Origin of the sequence: Halorientalis pallida (assembly GCF_004118325.1) — an archaeon.
GTDB lineage: Archaea > Halobacteriota > Halobacteria > Halobacteriales > Haloarculaceae > Halorientalis > Halorientalis pallida.
In genome coordinates this window covers 498,787-516,402 of record NZ_RDFA01000003.1, presented here as the reverse complement: position 1 = coordinate 516,402, position 17,616 = coordinate 498,787, and the positions used below count along the sequence as shown (strand labels likewise).

General features: G+C 64.3%; 16 protein-coding genes and 1 tRNA gene. 5 read left to right on the top strand and 12 right to left on the bottom strand.

The window, feature by feature from the left end; all coding sequences use genetic code 11:
- Positions 1–462, bottom strand: a complete 462-nt coding sequence (locus EAF64_RS11280; RefSeq protein ID WP_129069079.1) for a 30S ribosomal protein S15 — start codon at positions 460–462, stop codon at positions 1–3.
- Positions 463–794: 332 nt separating this feature from the next.
- On the opposite strand from EAF64_RS11280, the gene EAF64_RS11275 reads away from it, so the two are divergent.
- Positions 795–2,369 (top strand): DUF7289 family protein, encoded by a 1,575-nt coding sequence (locus EAF64_RS11275; RefSeq protein WP_129069078.1) that lies wholly within the window; start codon positions 795–797, stop codon positions 2,367–2,369.
- Here EAF64_RS11275 and EAF64_RS11270 read toward each other — a convergent pair.
- Genes EAF64_RS11270 through EAF64_RS11250 form a run of 5 tightly spaced genes read right to left on the bottom strand, consistent with a single transcriptional unit; the run spans position 2,366 to position 5,741 of the window.
- Complete coding sequence (locus EAF64_RS11270; protein ID WP_129069077.1) at positions 2,366–3,118, bottom strand: DUF7289 family protein; 753 nt, start codon at positions 3,116–3,118, stop codon at positions 2,366–2,368. The genes EAF64_RS11275 and EAF64_RS11270 overlap by 4 nt on opposite strands.
- Complete coding sequence (locus EAF64_RS11265) at positions 3,115–3,564, bottom strand: DUF7266 family protein (protein ID WP_129069076.1); 450 nt, start codon at positions 3,562–3,564, stop codon at positions 3,115–3,117. Before EAF64_RS11265 ends, EAF64_RS11270 begins: the two co-directional genes overlap by 4 nt.
- The gene (locus EAF64_RS11260; protein WP_129069075.1) at positions 3,557–4,513 is read right to left on the bottom strand and encodes a DUF7261 family protein; all 957 of its coding nucleotides are present in this window, start codon (positions 4,511–4,513) and stop codon (positions 3,557–3,559) included. Before EAF64_RS11260 ends, EAF64_RS11265 begins: the two co-directional genes overlap by 8 nt.
- The gene (locus EAF64_RS11255; protein WP_129069074.1) at positions 4,501–5,082 is read right to left on the bottom strand and encodes a DUF7288 family protein; all 582 of its coding nucleotides are present in this window, start codon (positions 5,080–5,082) and stop codon (positions 4,501–4,503) included. Before EAF64_RS11255 ends, EAF64_RS11260 begins: the two co-directional genes overlap by 13 nt.
- Complete coding sequence (locus tag EAF64_RS11250) at positions 5,076–5,741, bottom strand: DUF7287 family protein (protein WP_129069073.1); 666 nt, start codon at positions 5,739–5,741, stop codon at positions 5,076–5,078. The genes EAF64_RS11255 and EAF64_RS11250 overlap by 7 nt, the downstream gene beginning before the upstream one ends.
- 239 nt (positions 5,742–5,980) lie before the next feature.
- On the opposite strand from EAF64_RS11250, the gene EAF64_RS11245 reads away from it, so the two are divergent.
- The 4 genes from EAF64_RS11245 to EAF64_RS11230 all read left to right on the top strand — a co-directional run bounded on the left by EAF64_RS11245 (position 5,981) and on the right by EAF64_RS11230 (position 11,674).
- A tRNA-Ala gene (locus tag EAF64_RS11245) sits at positions 5,981–6,052 on the top strand.
- A 441-nt stretch (positions 6,053–6,493) separates the two neighbouring features.
- Positions 6,494–7,030: a hypothetical protein gene (locus EAF64_RS11240; RefSeq protein ID WP_129069072.1), complete on the top strand. Its 537-nt coding sequence runs from the start codon at positions 6,494–6,496 to the stop codon at positions 7,028–7,030.
- 111 nt (positions 7,031–7,141) lie between these two features.
- Positions 7,142–7,558, top strand: a complete 417-nt coding sequence (locus tag EAF64_RS11235) for a YccF domain-containing protein (RefSeq protein WP_129069071.1) — start codon at positions 7,142–7,144, stop codon at positions 7,556–7,558.
- 213 nt (positions 7,559–7,771) lie between these two features.
- Entirely contained in the window at positions 7,772–11,674 is a 3,903-nt protein-coding gene (locus tag EAF64_RS11230; protein ID WP_129069070.1) for a DUF7289 family protein, read from the top strand.
- 347 nt (positions 11,675–12,021) lie between these two features.
- Here EAF64_RS11230 and EAF64_RS11225 read toward each other — a convergent pair whose 3' ends face one another.
- From EAF64_RS11225 to EAF64_RS11200, 6 genes are read right to left on the bottom strand one after another with little or no spacing between them, the layout of a single operon-like run.
- Entirely contained in the window at positions 12,022–12,828 is an 807-nt protein-coding gene (locus EAF64_RS11225) for a DUF7289 family protein (protein WP_129069069.1), read from the bottom strand.
- Between the two features lies 1 nt (position 12,829).
- Positions 12,830–13,288 (bottom strand): DUF7266 family protein, encoded by a 459-nt coding sequence (locus EAF64_RS11220; RefSeq protein WP_129069068.1) that lies wholly within the window; start codon positions 13,286–13,288, stop codon positions 12,830–12,832.
- Complete coding sequence (locus EAF64_RS11215; RefSeq protein ID WP_129069067.1) at positions 13,285–14,313, bottom strand: DUF7261 family protein; 1,029 nt, start codon at positions 14,311–14,313, stop codon at positions 13,285–13,287. Before EAF64_RS11215 ends, EAF64_RS11220 begins: the two co-directional genes overlap by 4 nt.
- Positions 14,307–14,939 (bottom strand): DUF7288 family protein, encoded by a 633-nt coding sequence (locus tag EAF64_RS11210; protein WP_129069066.1) that lies wholly within the window; start codon positions 14,937–14,939, stop codon positions 14,307–14,309. The genes EAF64_RS11215 and EAF64_RS11210 overlap by 7 nt, the downstream gene beginning before the upstream one ends.
- Positions 14,940–14,943: 4 nt before the next feature.
- Positions 14,944–15,567, bottom strand: a complete 624-nt coding sequence (locus tag EAF64_RS11205) for a DUF7287 family protein (RefSeq protein ID WP_129069065.1) — start codon at positions 15,565–15,567, stop codon at positions 14,944–14,946.
- 12 nt (positions 15,568–15,579) lie between these two features.
- Positions 15,580–17,616, bottom strand: coding sequence for a type II secretion system F family protein (locus tag EAF64_RS11200; protein ID WP_129069064.1), 2,037 nt, complete (start codon positions 17,614–17,616; stop codon positions 15,580–15,582).

Here is a 17,616-nt window from a genome sequence, read left to right as displayed (position 1 = left end):
CTACAGGAGTTCCTTGGCGGTGTCGTAGGAGTACGTGAAGTCGGCGTCCAGCTCGTCGCCGCGGTAGTAATCGACCAGGCGGCGGATCTTCGATTCGGTGTTCTGGAGCGCGCGCTTGTTCTGATGGTCGTTGGGGTTGTCGTTCATGTGCTCGCGCAGGCGAACGGCCCGCTCCATCAGGTTGCGCAGGTCTTCGGGTAGATCGGGCTCTGCGTCGTTCTCTTCGAGGATTTCGGTGATCTTCTTGTCCGTGGCGAGGGACACGTCGGGGACCGGGGTCCCCTGGACGCCCTCGTCACGGAGTTTCAGCCCGATCTCGCTCGGGCTCAGCCCCTGTTCTGCCAGTTCGACGACGCGCTCTTCGACGGCGTCGGCGTCGACGTCGCTCCACTCCGGCGGTTCGTCTGCCACGGGCTTGTCCGAGTCGGACGAGCCGCGGCGGCGTGTGTGCATTCGTGCCATTGTTGAATGATTGGAACCGCTACGACCGCTGTCCGGCGTGCCGGCAGGCGGTGCTGGCCTCGAAAGCGAACACCGCGGGCCGGCGGACTGCCGAAACACTACCGCAATCCCAAGCCGCGAAAGTGATCGTAGCGGCGCGTCGGATTTGCGGTCGTGCTGTTCCCACCCCAAACTTCCCGCTCTCCCACTTTACGGTTTCTACTCGCGGCTCCCGACCGACCCGGCTGCCGGCTCCGTCGTCCGACTCGAACCGTGGTGTGGGGGTTTCTTTCGCGTCCATCCGTGAGTACGGCCGGAGCGTTTTTGCTACTCGGTACGCAATCTGTGTGGACATGGCAGCAGGGACGCGGCGGCCGGGCACGCGCGCACAATCCGGTCCGATCGGCTACGTCCTGGTGTTCGCCATCGTCATGGCCGGGATGGTTCTCATCGTGATGATCGGTTCCGGCGCGCTGACGAGTACGCAGTCCCAGTCGGAACTTCAGCGTGCCGAACACTCGATGACACTGTTCGATTCCCGGGCAGCGATGGTCGCACTGGGCGACGCCAACGGACAGACGATCTCGTTCGGTCAGGACGGCGGCACGTTCGAGGTCGACGAAGGGTCCGGGTGGATGCGTATCGTCCACAACAACTACACCGAGGACGACGACGACGAGCGCGAGGTCATCTACAACAGGTCGATGGGCGCGCTCCGCTACGAGAACGGTGACCAGTCGCTCGCGTACCAGGGCGGTGGCGTCTGGAAACGCGCCACGAACGGCGAAGCCCGCATGATCTCCCCGCCGGAGTTTCACTACCGGGGCGCGACGCTGACGCTCCCGATCATCCGCACGCTCGGCGGCGGCAACGCCAAGGGCAGCGTCGACGTGTCGATCGAGCCACAGAAACAGGCAGACCTCGTCTTCCCCGCGCGGTCGACACCGACCGCCGGCGACGAGATCGGCGTCCCCTACAACGGAACCGAGCGCAACTATACCAACCCGATCCGCAACGGGACGGTCAACGTCACGGTCCGCAGCGACTACTACGAGGCCTGGGCGACGTACTTCCGCGAGCGAACGACCGGCGAAGTCACCGTCTGGGACGGCAACCGCACCGTTCGCCTCGAGCTGAAGTCCATCGGCGGTCCGCCCGGCTCCTTTACTATTCCCGAAGAGGGCGAGAGCGTGCCCGCCGACGGAATCGCCGCCGGCCACCCCCTCAAGGAGTTCGAACTCGACATCGTCTACACCAACGGGAACAACGACCACTTCTCGCTCTACGACGAGAAGAACAACCAGGAGTACGAGTTACACGTCCTGCCGACGGGGAACAACTATCACAACAGCTGTCCGACCGCACCGACCTCGGACGTGTACGTCGGGCTGTACTACTACTCCGGTGACGGCTCCGGCGAGTACGAGTACTGGGAGACCACGATCGACCCGAGCGCCCACCCCGACAGCAGGGTCGAGTGGACCTGCACCAGCGACGGCCCGCAACTCTCCATCGACCTGCTGTCGGATTTCGGTGGCATGGACTACGACCAGAACGCGCCGGGCATCAACTGCGGCGGCGGGCCCGGCGCCGGCAACAAGTGGCGCTTCGGCGAGCACATCAAGTGTGACTACACGCACGGCGACGCGACGCTGGAACGACACGACGGGACCGTGAGCTGGGAACCCGACGGGCCGTACTCACCGGGGACTACCGGCACCGCCCGCACGCTCGAAGACGTCGTCAACCACTACACCTCGCTGATGGGCCCGGACATCGACATGACCTCACAGATGGGGCCGGGCAACAGCCGGGCCATCGTGCAGGACGCCTCCTCGGGCCGGCTCAACTACGAGACGGCGAGCGGGGCCGAATACATCACGTACCTCCACGTCACGGAAAACGAGGTCGCGGTCGACTTCGACTAGATCTCGAACTCGAAGTTTATCAGCGTCCGCGTGACCGCCAGTCGCTTGGGATCGTCGATCCGACACTGGACCGTCTCCGGGCGGGTCACTGTACACGTGGCGTCGGCGTCCTCTTCCAGGTAGCGCTTCCAGAGCCGGTAGCGGGGCGACGTGACGTTGACGATCAGGGCGTCGTAGGCGGCCTCCCGCTGCACGAACTCGGCCAGTGGTTCCCGGACGGCCTGCTCGGCCCGGACCCGGATCGTCCCGCCGCTGACGCTCGTGGCGTTGCCCATCTGCTGGGTCTGGATGATCGGGATGATCACCTCGCCGTCCGCGAAGCGAAACGGCGGTTTCTCACTGACGATGCCGCCTTGTGGCGAGTCACGGAAGACGGCACCGGCCTCGTAGACGATGGCCGTGTCGCCGCGACCCTCGTACACGATCGGGACCGCCGAGTAGGAGACGTTGGGGTTCGTCCCGCTCGGATCGACGCCCGTGACGTTGATCTCGACGGGTGCTCGTACCTCGAGCCGTGCGCTGTCGAGCTTGATCTCGGTCGACCGACTCGGTGCCCCTTCCTGGTGGATGTCTGCCATGTTGTCCGCGAGCACGTCGAAGGCCCGCTCGGCGTTGTTCACCTGTTCGGCGTCGCGGGCGTCCTGTAAGATGCCGATACCGGTGACCGAGACGATGCCCACGGTCGCCGCGACCAGCGAGAAGACGATCACGAACCCGATCACGTCGCTGACTGCACGATTCCCGTTCATTGCTGATCGTCCTCCACTGTGAGTCGGTCGCTCGCGGTGTAGTTGACGGCGATCGTCCCTCCGGACACCGACGACGACTCGATGGGTGTCGAGGTCTTCAGCGGGACTTCGACGGTGATCTCGGGACCGGTCGTCCGGACGACGACCTGCGGGTCCGAGCCGCCCTCGATCTTCACCTCGTAACTGCTGCCGGCGACGCGAGGCGGGAGGTCACGGCCGACCCGGACCGACTCGTTGTCGCTCGTCGTCTCGACCAGTCGGTCGGCCATCATCACGTCGGAACTCACCTGCTCGGCCAGGACCGCCAGTTCCGTCTCGATGCTCTGGTCGCGCTGGGTCTCGACGAACGAGCCACCCGCCACCAGCAGCCCCGTGATCAGGATGAGCGCGATCGACAGCCCGAGCACGTAGTTGAGCGTCGTCGAGACGCCCCGCTCGTCAGTCATCGCTCTCACCCGGGCGCACCTGCGCGTCCGTCGCGTACGACAGCGACGTGGACTGGTACTCGACGTGGACCGTCGCCGAGTAGACGGCCGGGACTGCGAACGGTACGTCGGGCGCCGTCCCGTAGTTGTCGTACTCGATGTCCGTGCTGTCGATCACTTCGTCGACCACCAGCGAGTAGGTGCCCTGGAACTGCCGGCCGTTCCGGACTGCGATGGTGTAGGGCGTCGAGATACCCTCGCCGTACTCGAGGGCGGGACAGTCCGTCCCGTTGAACGTGCCCGCGGTCAGTCCGATGGCTGGGTCCTTCCCGGCCGAACAGACCCGGGACGGCCCCGAGGGTGGATCGACCTCGATGGCCGTCGTGGTGCCGGCGCTGTCGTTCTTGAACAGCGTGACCGTCCAGGGCGACCCGTCGGTGACCTGCAACTCCAGTGGGTCGTTGGACTGCAGGGCCAGTTCCGAGGAATCGGTCACGTTGATCCGCGCCGAGCGCGTCGCGTCGACGCCCGTGGCGACCGTCCAGTCGCTGGCCACGTCGGCACTGGCCGGCACCGTCGAGTTGGTGAAGTTCCCCGTGGTCTGGTTCTGACCGATACGGGTCCCCCACGCGACCGAGACCAGCGTCGCGTTGGCACTGATCCCGCGTAACACCTGGAACTGCGCGGCCCGCCGACTCGTCGAGACGACCGCCCGGGAGAGCTCGTCCCGGATCGCCGTCCGCGAGGAGCCGTTCCGGTTGACCGACTCGACGACCGACTCTAGCCCGTCGGCGACGTCGTTGCGATAGCTGATCGCGTCGCCGCCCCCGGCGTCGGCTCCACGCGTAGCGAGGTTCTCCGTGTAGATGACGGAGTTCAACACCAGCGTCAGCGCGACGAACGACGCCGCGAGGACGAACCCCGCGACCAGCAGCACCTGCCCGCGGTCGTCGCCGCTCAGATCCGCCACACGACCACCTCCACGCGGACCACGTCGAACACGGGCCCATCGCCGTTCTTGTCGGCGTAGAAGTTCGAGCTGTTGACCCGCGACCCGCGAGTCATGTTCTCGGTCAGCAAGCGCGTGTCGTTCGCGATGACGACCGTCTTGCCCGCCGATACCGCGTTGTCGGTCGGCTCACCGCGGTAGAGGATCGGCTTGCGCTGGGGCCGCCCGGACTTGTAGTAGGCCACGTAGACGTTGTAGGCGATGCCGCGGTCGCCGAACGTCTGCTGGAGTTTCCGACCCAGATCCGTCGGGAGTTTCCGGGTGTAGAACCCGTTGACCGTCGCCCCGTGGAACCGACTCTCCGTGCTGTTCCAGTACAGCACCGTCTCGCGCAACGAGTCGTTCCGGGCCGCCATCGCCAGCACGCCCGCCGCGCTGGCCTCCTGCTGGTTCTCGATGTGCTGACTCGACGTACTCGCGGACAGCGGCGTCACCGCCGTCATCTGGAGCGCGAAGACGATACTCGAGGTCAACAACAGCCCCGCGACGATGGCCTCGAGCGTGTGGACCTGCCCGCGGTCGCTCACCATAGTTTCACCACCAGCGAGACGCTGGTCCCGTTGACCGACACCGACCGTCGTGCCGTCACCGACGACTGGGTGCCCGTTGCCGAATCGTCGCCGACCGCGAGCGTCTCCACGTCGGCCGTCGTGCAGTCCGTCGTGCCCTGCTCGACCAGCTCCCCGGCCGTCTCGTCCCAGCAGAGCAACTCGTTGGGCGAACCCGACCCGCTCACGTTCCCCCGAACCGTCACGTTGAGGAACGCACTGTCGGTCACGCCGACCTGCTCGTCGAGTTGCTGGTCGCTGAACCGACAGTCCGACGGCGGACTGCCGCCCTCGAAAAACGCCACCGTACAGTCCGTGTCCAGGATGTAGGGTGTGTCCGGGTCGCCGAGCGTGTCCTCCGCGAGTCCGTCGGCGACCCGGTTGACCGCTACGATGTCCTCCTGATCGCCCGTCGTGAACGGCTGGACGGTCCCCGCCACGAACGCGAAGATGGCCACCAGCACGAACACGAACAGCACGACACCGACGGTGAAATCGAGCGTGGTCTGCGCGCGTCTCCGAGTTCGGTGTTCGGTACCACCGCCTGTCGGATCGGCGTCCGAACCTGACACTGGTCGAGACGGCCCCGACTGGCGATTGCTGGCCGCGTTCGTCCCGTCGGACGCGCTTGCGTTCTCCATGCGAATCCCTCGTCTGACTAGGCCGAACAGTCGCCGCTCGGTTCCCGCACGTCGCCCGGCCCGCTGCCGACTGGTACTCTCAACTACCCCTAATCACAGCACCTGGAATATATGGATTGTGGCCGCTGAACGGGCTATTTAACGATTTTGGCCGGTAAAACGCATTGTGAGTTGTCCTTTCCCGCGGGGGAACTCCTTCGATGGGTTTAAGAAAACTGGCCGGATAGCGATGAGTGCGCGGGCTCGTAGATCAGCGGTAGATCATCCCCCTGGCACGGGGAAGGCCCGGGGTTCAAATCCCCGCGAGTCCATAATTTCTGCGCCGCTCAGGGACGCTGGGCGGCGCAAATTGTCGTCGATGCGGGGATTTGAACCCTGGAAGTCGCAGAACCGAGCGCCGCGAGGTGACCGTCTTCCTCTGGTTCAAATCCCCGCGAGTCCACTCGCTTCCTTCCCCCGCTTCGCTCGGTCAGTCGTACGTTCCCTCGCGTGGTCCCACTCACTGCGTTCGCGGGACCCCCGCGAGTCCACTCGCTTCCTTCCCCCGCTTCGCTCGGTCAGTCGTACGTTCCCTCGCGTGGTCCCACTCACTGCGTTCGCGGGACCCCCGCGAGTCCACTCGCTTCCTTCCCCCGCTTCGCTCGGTCGATCGTTCGGTTCTCATCGGTCCATCGTTCTCCAGCCCCGGCTGTAGCCTTCTACTCGATGGGCGACCGGAATACACAACACGTCGCCGTTCGTTGACGGCTGGCATGGGCCTGTTGAAAGACGTGGGGCCGGCGGGGCTGGTGCCGGCGGCCTGGGTCTTCGCCGCCGCAGCGGTGCTGGGCCTGATCACGGCCCGGACCGTCCTGATCGCGATGGTGGTGATGGACGTACTGCTGGTAACCTTTTTCCTGACCACGCTGTCGGAGATGAACGGCCCAGTTCTGGGCGCGTGGCAGCGTGTCCTGGCGGTGGGCGCGGTCGTGAACATCCTCGGGACGGTCGATCTCGTCGTCACGCCGGAGGCCGATCCGCTGAGTGCACTGGCGCTGTACGCCTGGATCGTCCTCCCGGGGGCTGCCTACGTCAGGACCTGGGCGGCGATGAGCGGGCCGACCTACCGACACGTCTACCTGGTGGGTGCGGCGCTCTCGCTGGTCGGACTAGGACTGTTCGCGGCCGGCGGGGCCACACTGCTGGACGACGCGACCGTCGCGGTCGCGGGGCTGGCCGTGGTCGGGGTCGGACAGACGGCCGGTATCGTGACTGCAGCGCTCCAGAACGGCGAGCGGCTGGGATCCTGACCGCGCAGGAATCACAGCGCGAGAACTCCTGGCTCGGTGACGGCTCACTTCTTGTGGGAGCCACTTCCGCTTCGCCGAGTCGCTCTTTGCTCGTGGTGTCCAACGGGACGTATGGTAACAAATCAGGTGAGCCAGTCCGTCGGGCAGCGCTCGCTGCTGGTGCGAGCGGCGTGGTTCCTGCTGATCGGATGGTGGGCGACGGGCATCTGGATGGGTGTCGCGTGGCTATTGAACGTCACGATCGTCGGCATCCCGCTGGGGATCAAGATGATCAACCAGGTGCCCACGGTGGTGTCGCTGAAACGCCGGCCGGGAACCCTGGTCGCCAGCGCCGACGAGATCCGAACTCAGCACCGCGAGCAGCGCAGCCTCCTCGTTCGAGCGGTGTGGTTCCTGCTGATCGGGTGGTGGGCGAGCGGCATCTGGATGGGTGTCGCGTATCTCCTTACCGTCTCGATCGTCGGACTCCCGGTCGCCGTCTGGATGTACGACCGGCTACCTGCGGTGGTCTCGCTGTACCGGTACTGAGGACCGGTCTTCGAGATCCTTCGGAGTGGAACGGATCCGCGTGGCTGGTGAATTGTTGCCACGGTGACTCGATACTTCGAAATTTGAGACCGCGAGCCCGGCTCGTTTATCAAATATCGAAATCCCGTAATCGCCGCGTTTCGCGCCCGTATCGGACACAGCGCGCATAACTGTCGATGGGTTTTTATTCAACTACCGGGAATTAAAGGTGAAATGACAGCCCCAGGGGAAGGGGTGCCATCGGGTGACAGAGCCGTATCGCCGGTTGTCGGGCTGGCGTTGTTGGTCGGCATCGTCGCCCTTGGCGCCCTCGTCGTCGTGGTTCTCGGTGGCAGTCTCGTTCAGGACGTGGACAACCAGAATCAGGTCGAAGTGGCCGAACAGTCGATGCGTGAGGTGTCTTCGCGCATCGACGATCTCGAGAACAACAACCGGATGGCTTTCGAGTTCCCGTCGAATCTCGGCGGGAACGTCCGGACCATCGAGCAGACCACGATCAATCTCTCGGTCGGTGAGAACGCGGACGTCGCGAACGGGGGCGATATCTGTTACACTGGCCCCATCTCTATCGGGACGCTTCAGGCGGAGACCGAAGACGGCGACATCGTCGGCTACGAGGCCGGTGGCGTCTGGCGCAAATCCTCGCGTGGCGGCAGTTCCGTCGTGTCGCCGCCCGCACTCAACTACCGTGAAGGACAGCTGGGGGTCAAACTCACGGACTTCGACGGCAACATGCGGGAGTCCGACCGCCTCGTCGCGGCCGTCAACGAGTCGGGCTCGCAGATCAAAAACGAGTACCTGCAGAAGGCACTGCTGACCGACAAGGACTTCGAGGAGGTCGAGGCGAACCCGGACGTGACGCCGGCGGACATCACGTGTGACCCGCGCGTGCTCTCGAACATGACCGTCTCGATCCAGAACAGTCCGTTCGCGACGGCCTGGCACACCTACGCCGAACGGAACTTCTCGCCGGATCGGACGACCATCGAGACGGCCGACCCGACCGTCGACGCCGGCGACGACGTCAACATCACCTTCGCGATCGGCGAACGAGTCGAACCTACCTACACCGTCGAGGAACCGCCGGGGCTCGTGGCCTACCAGTCGAACACAGAGTCGGAGGACTTCTGGGTCAACGCGACGGTGAACAACACTGGTCGATTGACCGGTGCACAGAACATAACACTCGACTGGTACAGCAAGAGCGGCGGCTCGTGGACGCTCGAAGAATCGAACGTGACCGGCTACGGGAACGTCTCCCTGCTGAACAACCAGAACGTCACCCTCCCGTTCCGGGTCGAACACGACAATCTCACGAGCGGGAGTACGTACAAGTACAGCCTCGATACCGGAGACGAGGTCCGAAACGGGACTGTCAAGGTCGTCTCGGGGCCCGGCGACCTCGCGACGTTCGATGTCTCGATTACGGACGCGCCCGCGAGCATGATGGCGTCCGACACCGAGACGATCGAAGCGGAAATCACGAACACGGGAGCAGTGGAGGCCACGAAGACCGTCGAATTCACGTTCCCGGACGCCTCCGGATCAGATCGGACGGTGCTGGAATCCAGAGAGCTTACGCTCGGGAGTGGCTCGACGCGAACACTCACCTACACCGTGCCGACCTACCTGCAGGGGAACCTGAACGCCACGTTCGCCGTGGTCAACCGTCGCGGCCCGGCCGAGATCGCGTCGACGGACATCCTGATCGGTGACAACGAGTATTTCGCCGTTCAGAGCACGACGCCGCCGAGCGGTGGGACGGTCGTCGTCGGCGACGACTTCGACATCGGTGCGTCGATCAAGAACGAAGGGAATTCGGGTGGACAACAGGACGTCAAACTCTACGTCCGTAACGAGAGCGGGAACCTGGTCACGACCGAGACCAAGACCACGACGATCCCGAGCAGTAACACGAAAACGATCACGTTCGACAATCTCGACGTGGACGAGGGTGGTGTCTACCAGTACGAGGTTACCACCGCGAACGAGTCGTCGACTGGGAGTTTCACCGCCGGCGACAGCGAACAGTCGTACTTCCTCATCCAGGAGATGGGCGCGGTGCCGGCTCCGATCAAACCGGGCGAGACGCTGAACGTCTCCGCGATGCTCGTCAACACGGGTGTGGCAGATGGCCCCGTGACGTACACGTTCTCGTTCGACGGGACGACCATCACGTCCGGGAGTCAGGCGCTCGACGTCGACAACGAGACCGTCGTCCAGGGATCCTACGACGTCCCGTCCAGCACCAGCACCGGCACGTATCCCGTCACGGTGTCGACTCAGAACATGACGTTGACGAAAAACGTCAGAGTCACCACGGACCCGCCCGAGGGCCCCGGTATCGGTGAGGACAACGGGACCGGTATCACCGTCACCCGGAACCTGACGGTCAGCATGCGGGTCGAAGGGACCGCGCTGACCACTGGCATCGAGGACGGGACTGTGCGGGGAGGCGAAGGCGACTACTACGTCGGTCGTGGGCCTATCGAGATGTACGTCGCACTCCAGAACGACTCGAACCCCAACGGCGTCGCTCGGCCCTGGGGGACCCAGGATATGAACACGCCCACGATGCGGACGCTCCAGATCGACGAAGATCCGTCGCTGAACTACACTGCGACGGTGAGTGCGGGGACGGAAGTCTCCGTGTTCGCGAAGTCATACACCTGTAACGAGTTCAGCGATGTCGACCTGAACGCATACGGTGTCCGATACATCCCGTACACGTATTACGGTAACACCTACTACTGGGACGCCGATCGACTCGTCTGTTCGGATTGGGGGGACGAGAATATCGGCATCAGTCAGAGTCAGAACCCGTCGAACCTGGTCATCAAGGAAGACGGTCAGAAGGTGCCCGGGTTCGAGGCCGCGGAGCCGGACCAGCGCAGTGCCGCCGACATCCTGGCGAACTACACGACGCCGAACGGTCGGTTCGACCTGCAGGAGAACCAGCGTGTCCTGATGTACGAACTGTCGAAAGAGGATGCCGACCCGGACAACGCGTTCACCTCCGGTGACCCGGACTTCAACGACGCGGTCGTCCTCTTCCAGGCGCTGAACGCGACCAGCAACGTCTCGACGGGGTCGGGCGAACCGCTCCTCCAGATCAACGATACCGAGGCACCCGCAAAGGTCGCGCCGACCGACACCCCCGACGTGAACGTCACCATCGGGAACATCGGGACGGCACCCGACACGACGAACGTCACGCTCGCCGTCGACGGAACCACCGAAGACACCCTCTCGGGGGTCAACGTCAGCGACGGTCAGAGCAAGACCGTCTCGCTCGAAGCCCCGACGATGGCTCCCGGAGCACACAAGCTGACGATCAATCTGAGCTCGAACAACGAGAGCGTCACCCGGAGCATCTACGTCGGGACGACGTCCCACGACGCGTTCGTGGTCAACGTCGACTCATCGGCGACCGATTCGGTCGTGGAACAGACCGATACCTTCACCGTCGCCGCCGAGGTGACCAACGTCGGCTCGGCCTCCGGCACCCAGGACATCGAGTTCACCGCGACGCGTGAATCCGGCAACGTCGCCGTCGGTGACTCCGACCAGACCCGGGACGACCTCACACTCTCGTCCGGTCAGACGGCGACGGTCCAGATGACGTTCGACCCGGACGACAGCACCCGCGGGAAGATGGAGGTCGCGGTGTCCTCGGCCAACACCACCTCGACCGTCGAAGTCAACGTCGAGGAACCGCGGCTGCTGGTCGATGGGGCCTACGTCGGCGTGACGAAGCTCGAACCCGGGACCCGGACCGATCTGGACGTGGCCCCACAGCGACTCGACGTCGTCGTGAACAACCCCGAGTTGATCGCCGAGTCCGGCTCGCTCTCGGTGAAACTCTGGGAGGGAACCAGCCCGTCCGGATCGGCGGACATCGACAAGAGCGAGTCCGTGCAGGTTCGGGCCGGTGCGGACATCTCCACCGTCGACCTCGGCACGACGCTCGATCCGGGCGTCTACGCCTACGAGATCTCGACCAGCGACGACTCGGCGTCGGGCACGCTGTTCGTCCCCGACAACGCCCGGTCCCAGGCCTCGTTCGACACAGACCTGATCTCCATCGACGCGAACGTCATCCAGCTCGGCAGCTAACGGTCCTCGGCGTCCCGACGCCGACGTTGACCCCGCTGTCGCTTCTCTCTCTGAACGCGCCCCTGTTTCTCGCTGTCGTGTTTCTGTCCTGTCGCACCCACCACTCGCGTTCACCGGGTGCGGTGCCTGCTGGGATGGGACCGGAGAGGAGTGCAAGATGCGCCGCCGAGTCGATCCACGGCTGACAACAGCGGATGGCCCGAAGCACGCGCAGGCGCGACGAAGAGCGGATGCCAGGCACGCGACGAAGCAAGAGCGTGGATCGACTGAGAGCGACACACGGGTCTCCGGCGATCCTCTGTCCAGGCAGTGCCGCGTGGCTCCGCCAGTCACGAGGGTGACGGGGGTCAGTAGATGGTCGACAGTTCGATGACCGTCCGCCGGAGGAAGACGGTTCCACCGTCGTCGCCCGGCTTGTCAACCTTGCAGTAGAACTCCCCGTCACGGCCGCTCTCTTCCCACCCGCTCCGACTGAAGTACTGTTTCCAGGCGTCGGATGCGGCCATCTGGGACACGTCGATCGTGACGTTCCCTGCCTCCGTGGGCTGGAAGTACTGGTTGCTGCTCGGATCCGGGCCCGGGAACAGTTTCTCCGAGCCCTCGTCGACGTGCTGGCCGACCAGCACTACCGAGGTCTGTCCGCCGAGGCTGATGTTCCCGCGCAGCGAGATCAGCGACAGCGTCGCCCGGTCGTCGGTACACTCGAACGTCGGCCGATGACGGAGGAGCTGTCCCTCCCGGCCGAGCCGGAACAACCCGCCGATCTCGTAGACGAACGTCGTCGGGACCCCTTGCGAGTCCAACACGAGGGCTCTCGGACCGAGCGTCCGTTCGTACATCGTGCTCTCGGTCGGCGCCGAATCGTTGACGCGCACGACCAGTCTCGACTCGACCGTCCGGATCGAACTCCCGCCGAGTTCGATCTCGAGCGACCGGCCGGGGATGTCCTCCTCGTGGATCTCCTCGTAGGTCTCGGCGATCCCCTGCATCGTCCGGTCGGCGCTGTTGGCCTTCTCCCCGTCTCTGAGGTCGCCCAGCGCGTCGAACCCGCTGACGTACACGAACCCGATGCCGCTGACGATGATCGCGAACGTCAGCGTGAACGCGACGAGATCGGACACCGCTCGCTGGCGGCGTGTGGTGTCGTCGAACACGTCAGCGCACCTCCGATTCGATGGTGAGACAGTCCTCGTCTGGGAGGTAGGTGACGCTCGTCGGGCCGCCAGAGAGCCCGCGCCCACAGACGGCCGTCTCGTTGTCGATCTCGACGGGGACGGTGAACGTCGTCGAGTTCGTCCAGAGGACGACCCGGTTCTCGCTGTAGACCTGCAACTCGATGTTGTACCCGCCGCCGCCGATCCGGGACGGGAGCGAGACACTCGACCGGACCGCCGACGGGGACCCCGTGGCCGCCATGCGGTCGACCTGCTGGATCTCGCTGACCAACACCTCGTTCACGTCGGTGAGCCCCCGCTCGCTGACGCGCTCCTCCTGCCGGGTCACGAGTTGGCCGGCCCCGATGATCAGGCCGGAGATCAGAATCGCCGTGATCCCCAGCGTCAGCGCGTGGTTGAGGGCGATGGAGGCCGCGCGGGTGTCACTGCGGAAGCTCATGCCCCACCTCCCTCGAGCATCGTCGTGTTGTATCTGACTCCAGGGCGTTCGTAGACGAACTCGAACGCCGGGCGCTGGATCTGTGTCCGCACGTTCGGTGGATTTCCGCTGCCGTCGTCGCCAGGTGTCGGGAACGATCCATCGCTCCCGACCCAGTAGGACCCTTCACCGAAGGTGTCGGGCCCGCCGCCGAAGTTGTTGTCGAACGTAATCAAGTACTCCGGATCGACGCCCTCGGCGAAGTCGAGAGGGACTGTTTTGTCACTTATCGTCTCGTTGATGAGGTCGATAGTTACCGGTCCGTCACCGACGCCGGGGAACCAGCTCTGGGAGTCAGACGACCAGCTCTGGAGCTTCGTTCCCGACTCGTCGTAGACCTCGATGTATCGGGTCCCCTGCACCGACGGGCACGCGGCTCCGTCGGTGTCCCGGGTGAGCCGCATCTGCCAGACGTTCCCGCTGCTGGTGTTCTCGACGGTCACCGTGAAGTTCGTGTCCGGCGGACTGGTATTTCTATCACACGGGAACTGGGTTACAGTGAAGTTGAACGGCCCGACCGTCGACGCCCCGCGCGCTACTTCGTAGGTCTGAAGACTCCCCCAACCGGGATTGCGGAAGTCCTCGTCCGACGACGGTGTCGACGTGAGATTCTGCGTCACCAGTGGCCCACCCCTGGACGCGCTCACGTCCAGACTGACGTTCACGTACGTCGCGCTGTCGGCGAAGGTCATGTTCGACAACCGGTTGCTGTAGATCGAGATGCTCTGCCGCATGGCCGTCTCGAAGCCCGTGAGTCCGGTTTTGCTGCGCACGCGGTCGGCCATCTTCGACAGGTCCTGGCGGACCATCTCGGCGGTGCGCTGGGCCTCGTCCGTCGAGTCGAAGTTGCCTTCGGTCCCGACCGTGTCGGTGAACTTCAGCCCGTTGAGCAGGATCACGGATCCGACGATGACCAGGGCGATGGTCGCCGCGCCGACGAGCAACAACTGGCCGCGCTCGTCGTCGGGGAGCGTCAGGCTCACCATGCGACGATCCGCACCTCCACGATGTTGAACAGGCTGGAGTTCGGCGCCACGTCCGACATGAAATAGGGACGCTGCTCCGACCACTGCTCGACGGTTCTGGGCGTGTTGCTGAACGTGTCACCGCAGGCCGTGCCGCTGGCACCACCGATCCTAACCGGTTCGTCGTCGTAGATCGCGATCGTTCGACTCGCGACCACTGCGGTGTCTGAGGGTGCGATGAGGCTCTGTGGGTCGCCCGTCTCCTGTGAGACCGCCTCGGACGCGACCTCCCCGTCCTCCGTCTGGTACCGGAAGTACACGTTGAAACTGACACTCTGGTTGCTCAGCGACTGGTTTAGCAGTCGCTCGAATTCGGTCGAGTCGTCGTCGAGCGTCGATCCCTCGAAGCTCTCCGTCCCGACCTGGTAACAGCGCACGACCTTGCTCAGGTTCCCGTCGTTGGCCGTCAGCGTGAGCACGTCCTCGGCCCTGGTCTCCAGGGCACTGGTCTGTTCGCTCGTGTCGCTGGCCCACGGGCCGATGTCGACGATCTGTAACCCGAACACCAGCGACGTGAGGACGATGATCGCCGCGAAGACGCCCTCCAGGGTGTACGCCTGCGCTCTGTGTGAGGTATCCTTCGACATTGTGTCACCAGATCCGTACGATCAGCCAGCACGACGGGGTACAGTAGTCGTCCGAGTCGGCGACGTCGCCCCTGTTCTCGGCCGGCTCGTCCGTCATGTTGAGGTCCACGACTCGCTTGCTGGTCGCGGCCGACTGGTTCTCGTAGTCGTCACCGAACTCCAAGCGGTTGCCGTCGGCCACGATCGGGTCCGACAGCTGTTGGGCGTTGAGCTGACTACTGTTGACGATCATCACGTTGACGTTGGGCCGCGCACGTCTGTTCGTCGTGGTGTTGATACTCGCGTTCCGGCGGAACGCGTCGAACTCGGTCTCGTCGGAGAGGCCCATGATGCCGACCGAGGGGTCGGTCGCGTCGTACTCCAGTACGTTCTCCGCCCCCTCGACGCTGTAGTTGTCGACGAGCCACTCGGCGGCCCGGTCCGTCTGTGTGAACTGGGTCCCGTCCACCGGGTCGGCGTACGACGAGTAGAGGCCGGGCACGTACCCGAAGACGAACAACACCGAAATAAGCAGGAACGTGATCCCGATGATGTAGTCCTGATTCGTCTGTCCGCGGTCACCCGACGGTCGACGACCGGTCGACGACTCCTGTCTTGTCCCGAACTCCATGGCTTCGATATCCCCCATGTCGACACTCCGTTACCCCACCGCCATCCAGGTGATCAGCGCGATCGTCGGCAGGATCACGGCGAACTTGACCCCCGAAATCAGATCGACCTCGCGGATGTACCCCGCGATGAACGACGACAGGACGGCCTGGAGCGTCACCGCGTGGAAGAACAACACCGACAGCAGGCCGGTGTCGACGTTCGAGCCGAACTGCCCGCCGCCGGCCGCCGCCGAACTCCCACCGCCGCCACTGCCGACCTGATTCGCCAGGCCGGACATGACGTCGAGGAACTGCGTCTTCAGCAGTGCCATCACGCCCAGCAGCGTCAGGTAGGTCATGATGATGATGACCACCTGCATCCGCGTCCGGGACTTCCGGTCGCGGTCGATGTCGTCCTGGTTCTCCGAGGCCTGTGCGGCCGTCGTCAGCACGTCCTCGATCTGACTCGACGCTTCCTGTGCTTTGCTGATCAGTTTGACGGTCCGCGCGAGCCGCGGGATGTGATACTTGTTGTTGAACTCCCGCAGCGCGTCCTTCAGGTTCGTCCCGTAGTTGACCTTCGCGTACATCGTCTCGAACTCGTCGGACAGTTTGCCCGAGGACGTCTCGGAGACGACGTTCAGCGATTCCAGCAGCGTCATCCCGGTGTCGTTCGCACTGGAGAGTTTCCGGAGGTTCTCCGAGAGTTGGCTCACGACGCCGCGTCGCGCCCGGACGTTCCACTCGTAGAAGATCATCAACGGGACGAAGTTCACGTACAGCGGGACGTAGAACCAGAAGAACGTCGACCCGACCGGGTTCTCGACGAACCCTTCCGGCGACAGCGGCGCGAACCCGTACAGCACGGCCAGCACGACCGCCACGAGCGAGATGGGGATCGTCAGCCCCAGGACGACCGTCGGGTTGTCCCGGAAGAAGATGTGTGGCCGCCGGAGAATCGAACTCAGCTCGTATGATCGCTCGCGGCTCTTGATCTTCTCGAAGACGCCGTGGTCGCCGGTGTACTTCTCGACCAGACCGAGGTTCAGCACGTCGAGCCCCTCGCGGACGACCACGTCGTCGCGGCCCCCTTCGGGCCGGAGGTAGCCGTCACCGATCTCGTCTTGCGTGACCGTCGAGACCAGCACCAGGAAGCCGACCCCGGTCAGCGGGATCAGGCCGTACACCGTCCCGAGAAGCAGGAACTGCTGGGAGTTGCCCATCATCGACATGATGACGAGGATGATGATGAGAAGCAGGGGGAAGAGTGAGAGGGTCATGTACATCTCCCCGAACAGTTCCATCGTCTCCAGCACCATCTCCTGTTCCTGCTTTGCCGTCCGCATGTGTTTCTCCTTCTGGTCCTCGAGGAAGCCGGTCATGTCACCCCCCGAGTCGACGATGGAGAGCATGTCCGTCAGGAACTGCGCCAGTTCGTCGCTGGGCGTCTGCAGCGCCTGGTTCCGGATCGCCGTCCGGTAGTCCGTGTCGAAGTACTCCGTCTCCAGCACGATGGACTGGAACTCCTTGGAAACCTCGCCGTAGGTGTCGTCGGCGCGGGCCATCGCCTGGAGGATCTCCAGTTGGTTCAGGCCCCCGACCGACAGCGCGTACATGAACGAGATCGAGTCGGACAGCAAGACGTTGATCTCGCGTTTGCGCGCCCCCGCACGGAAGTACGGGATCGAGACCATCGAGCCGAAACCGATACCGAAGCCGATCAGTCCGAAGACGATGCCGGTGACGAACACCAGGAACGGGATCTTCAGCTGCAACAGGATCGGCGGGATTTGACTCTCTGAGAGGCCGAGCAACACCGGTGCGTCCGGCAGGAACAGGGCGAAGATGAGATAGCCCAGGAGCGAGCCGACGATCCACAGCGTCAGGCCGGCCAGCGCGCCGACGCCGAGCGCCCGCGAGAGGAACAACTCGACGTTCTGTGGCATCCGGGCCTGGGCCAGTTTGTTCTCGACGCCACTGACGAAGTCGCCTTCGCTGTCGAACAGCGACTCGTAGAGGGGATAGAACGTGTCCCCCAGCGTGCTCGTGCTGCCGACTGTCTGACCGCTCCGCGTGTCGAGGCTCAT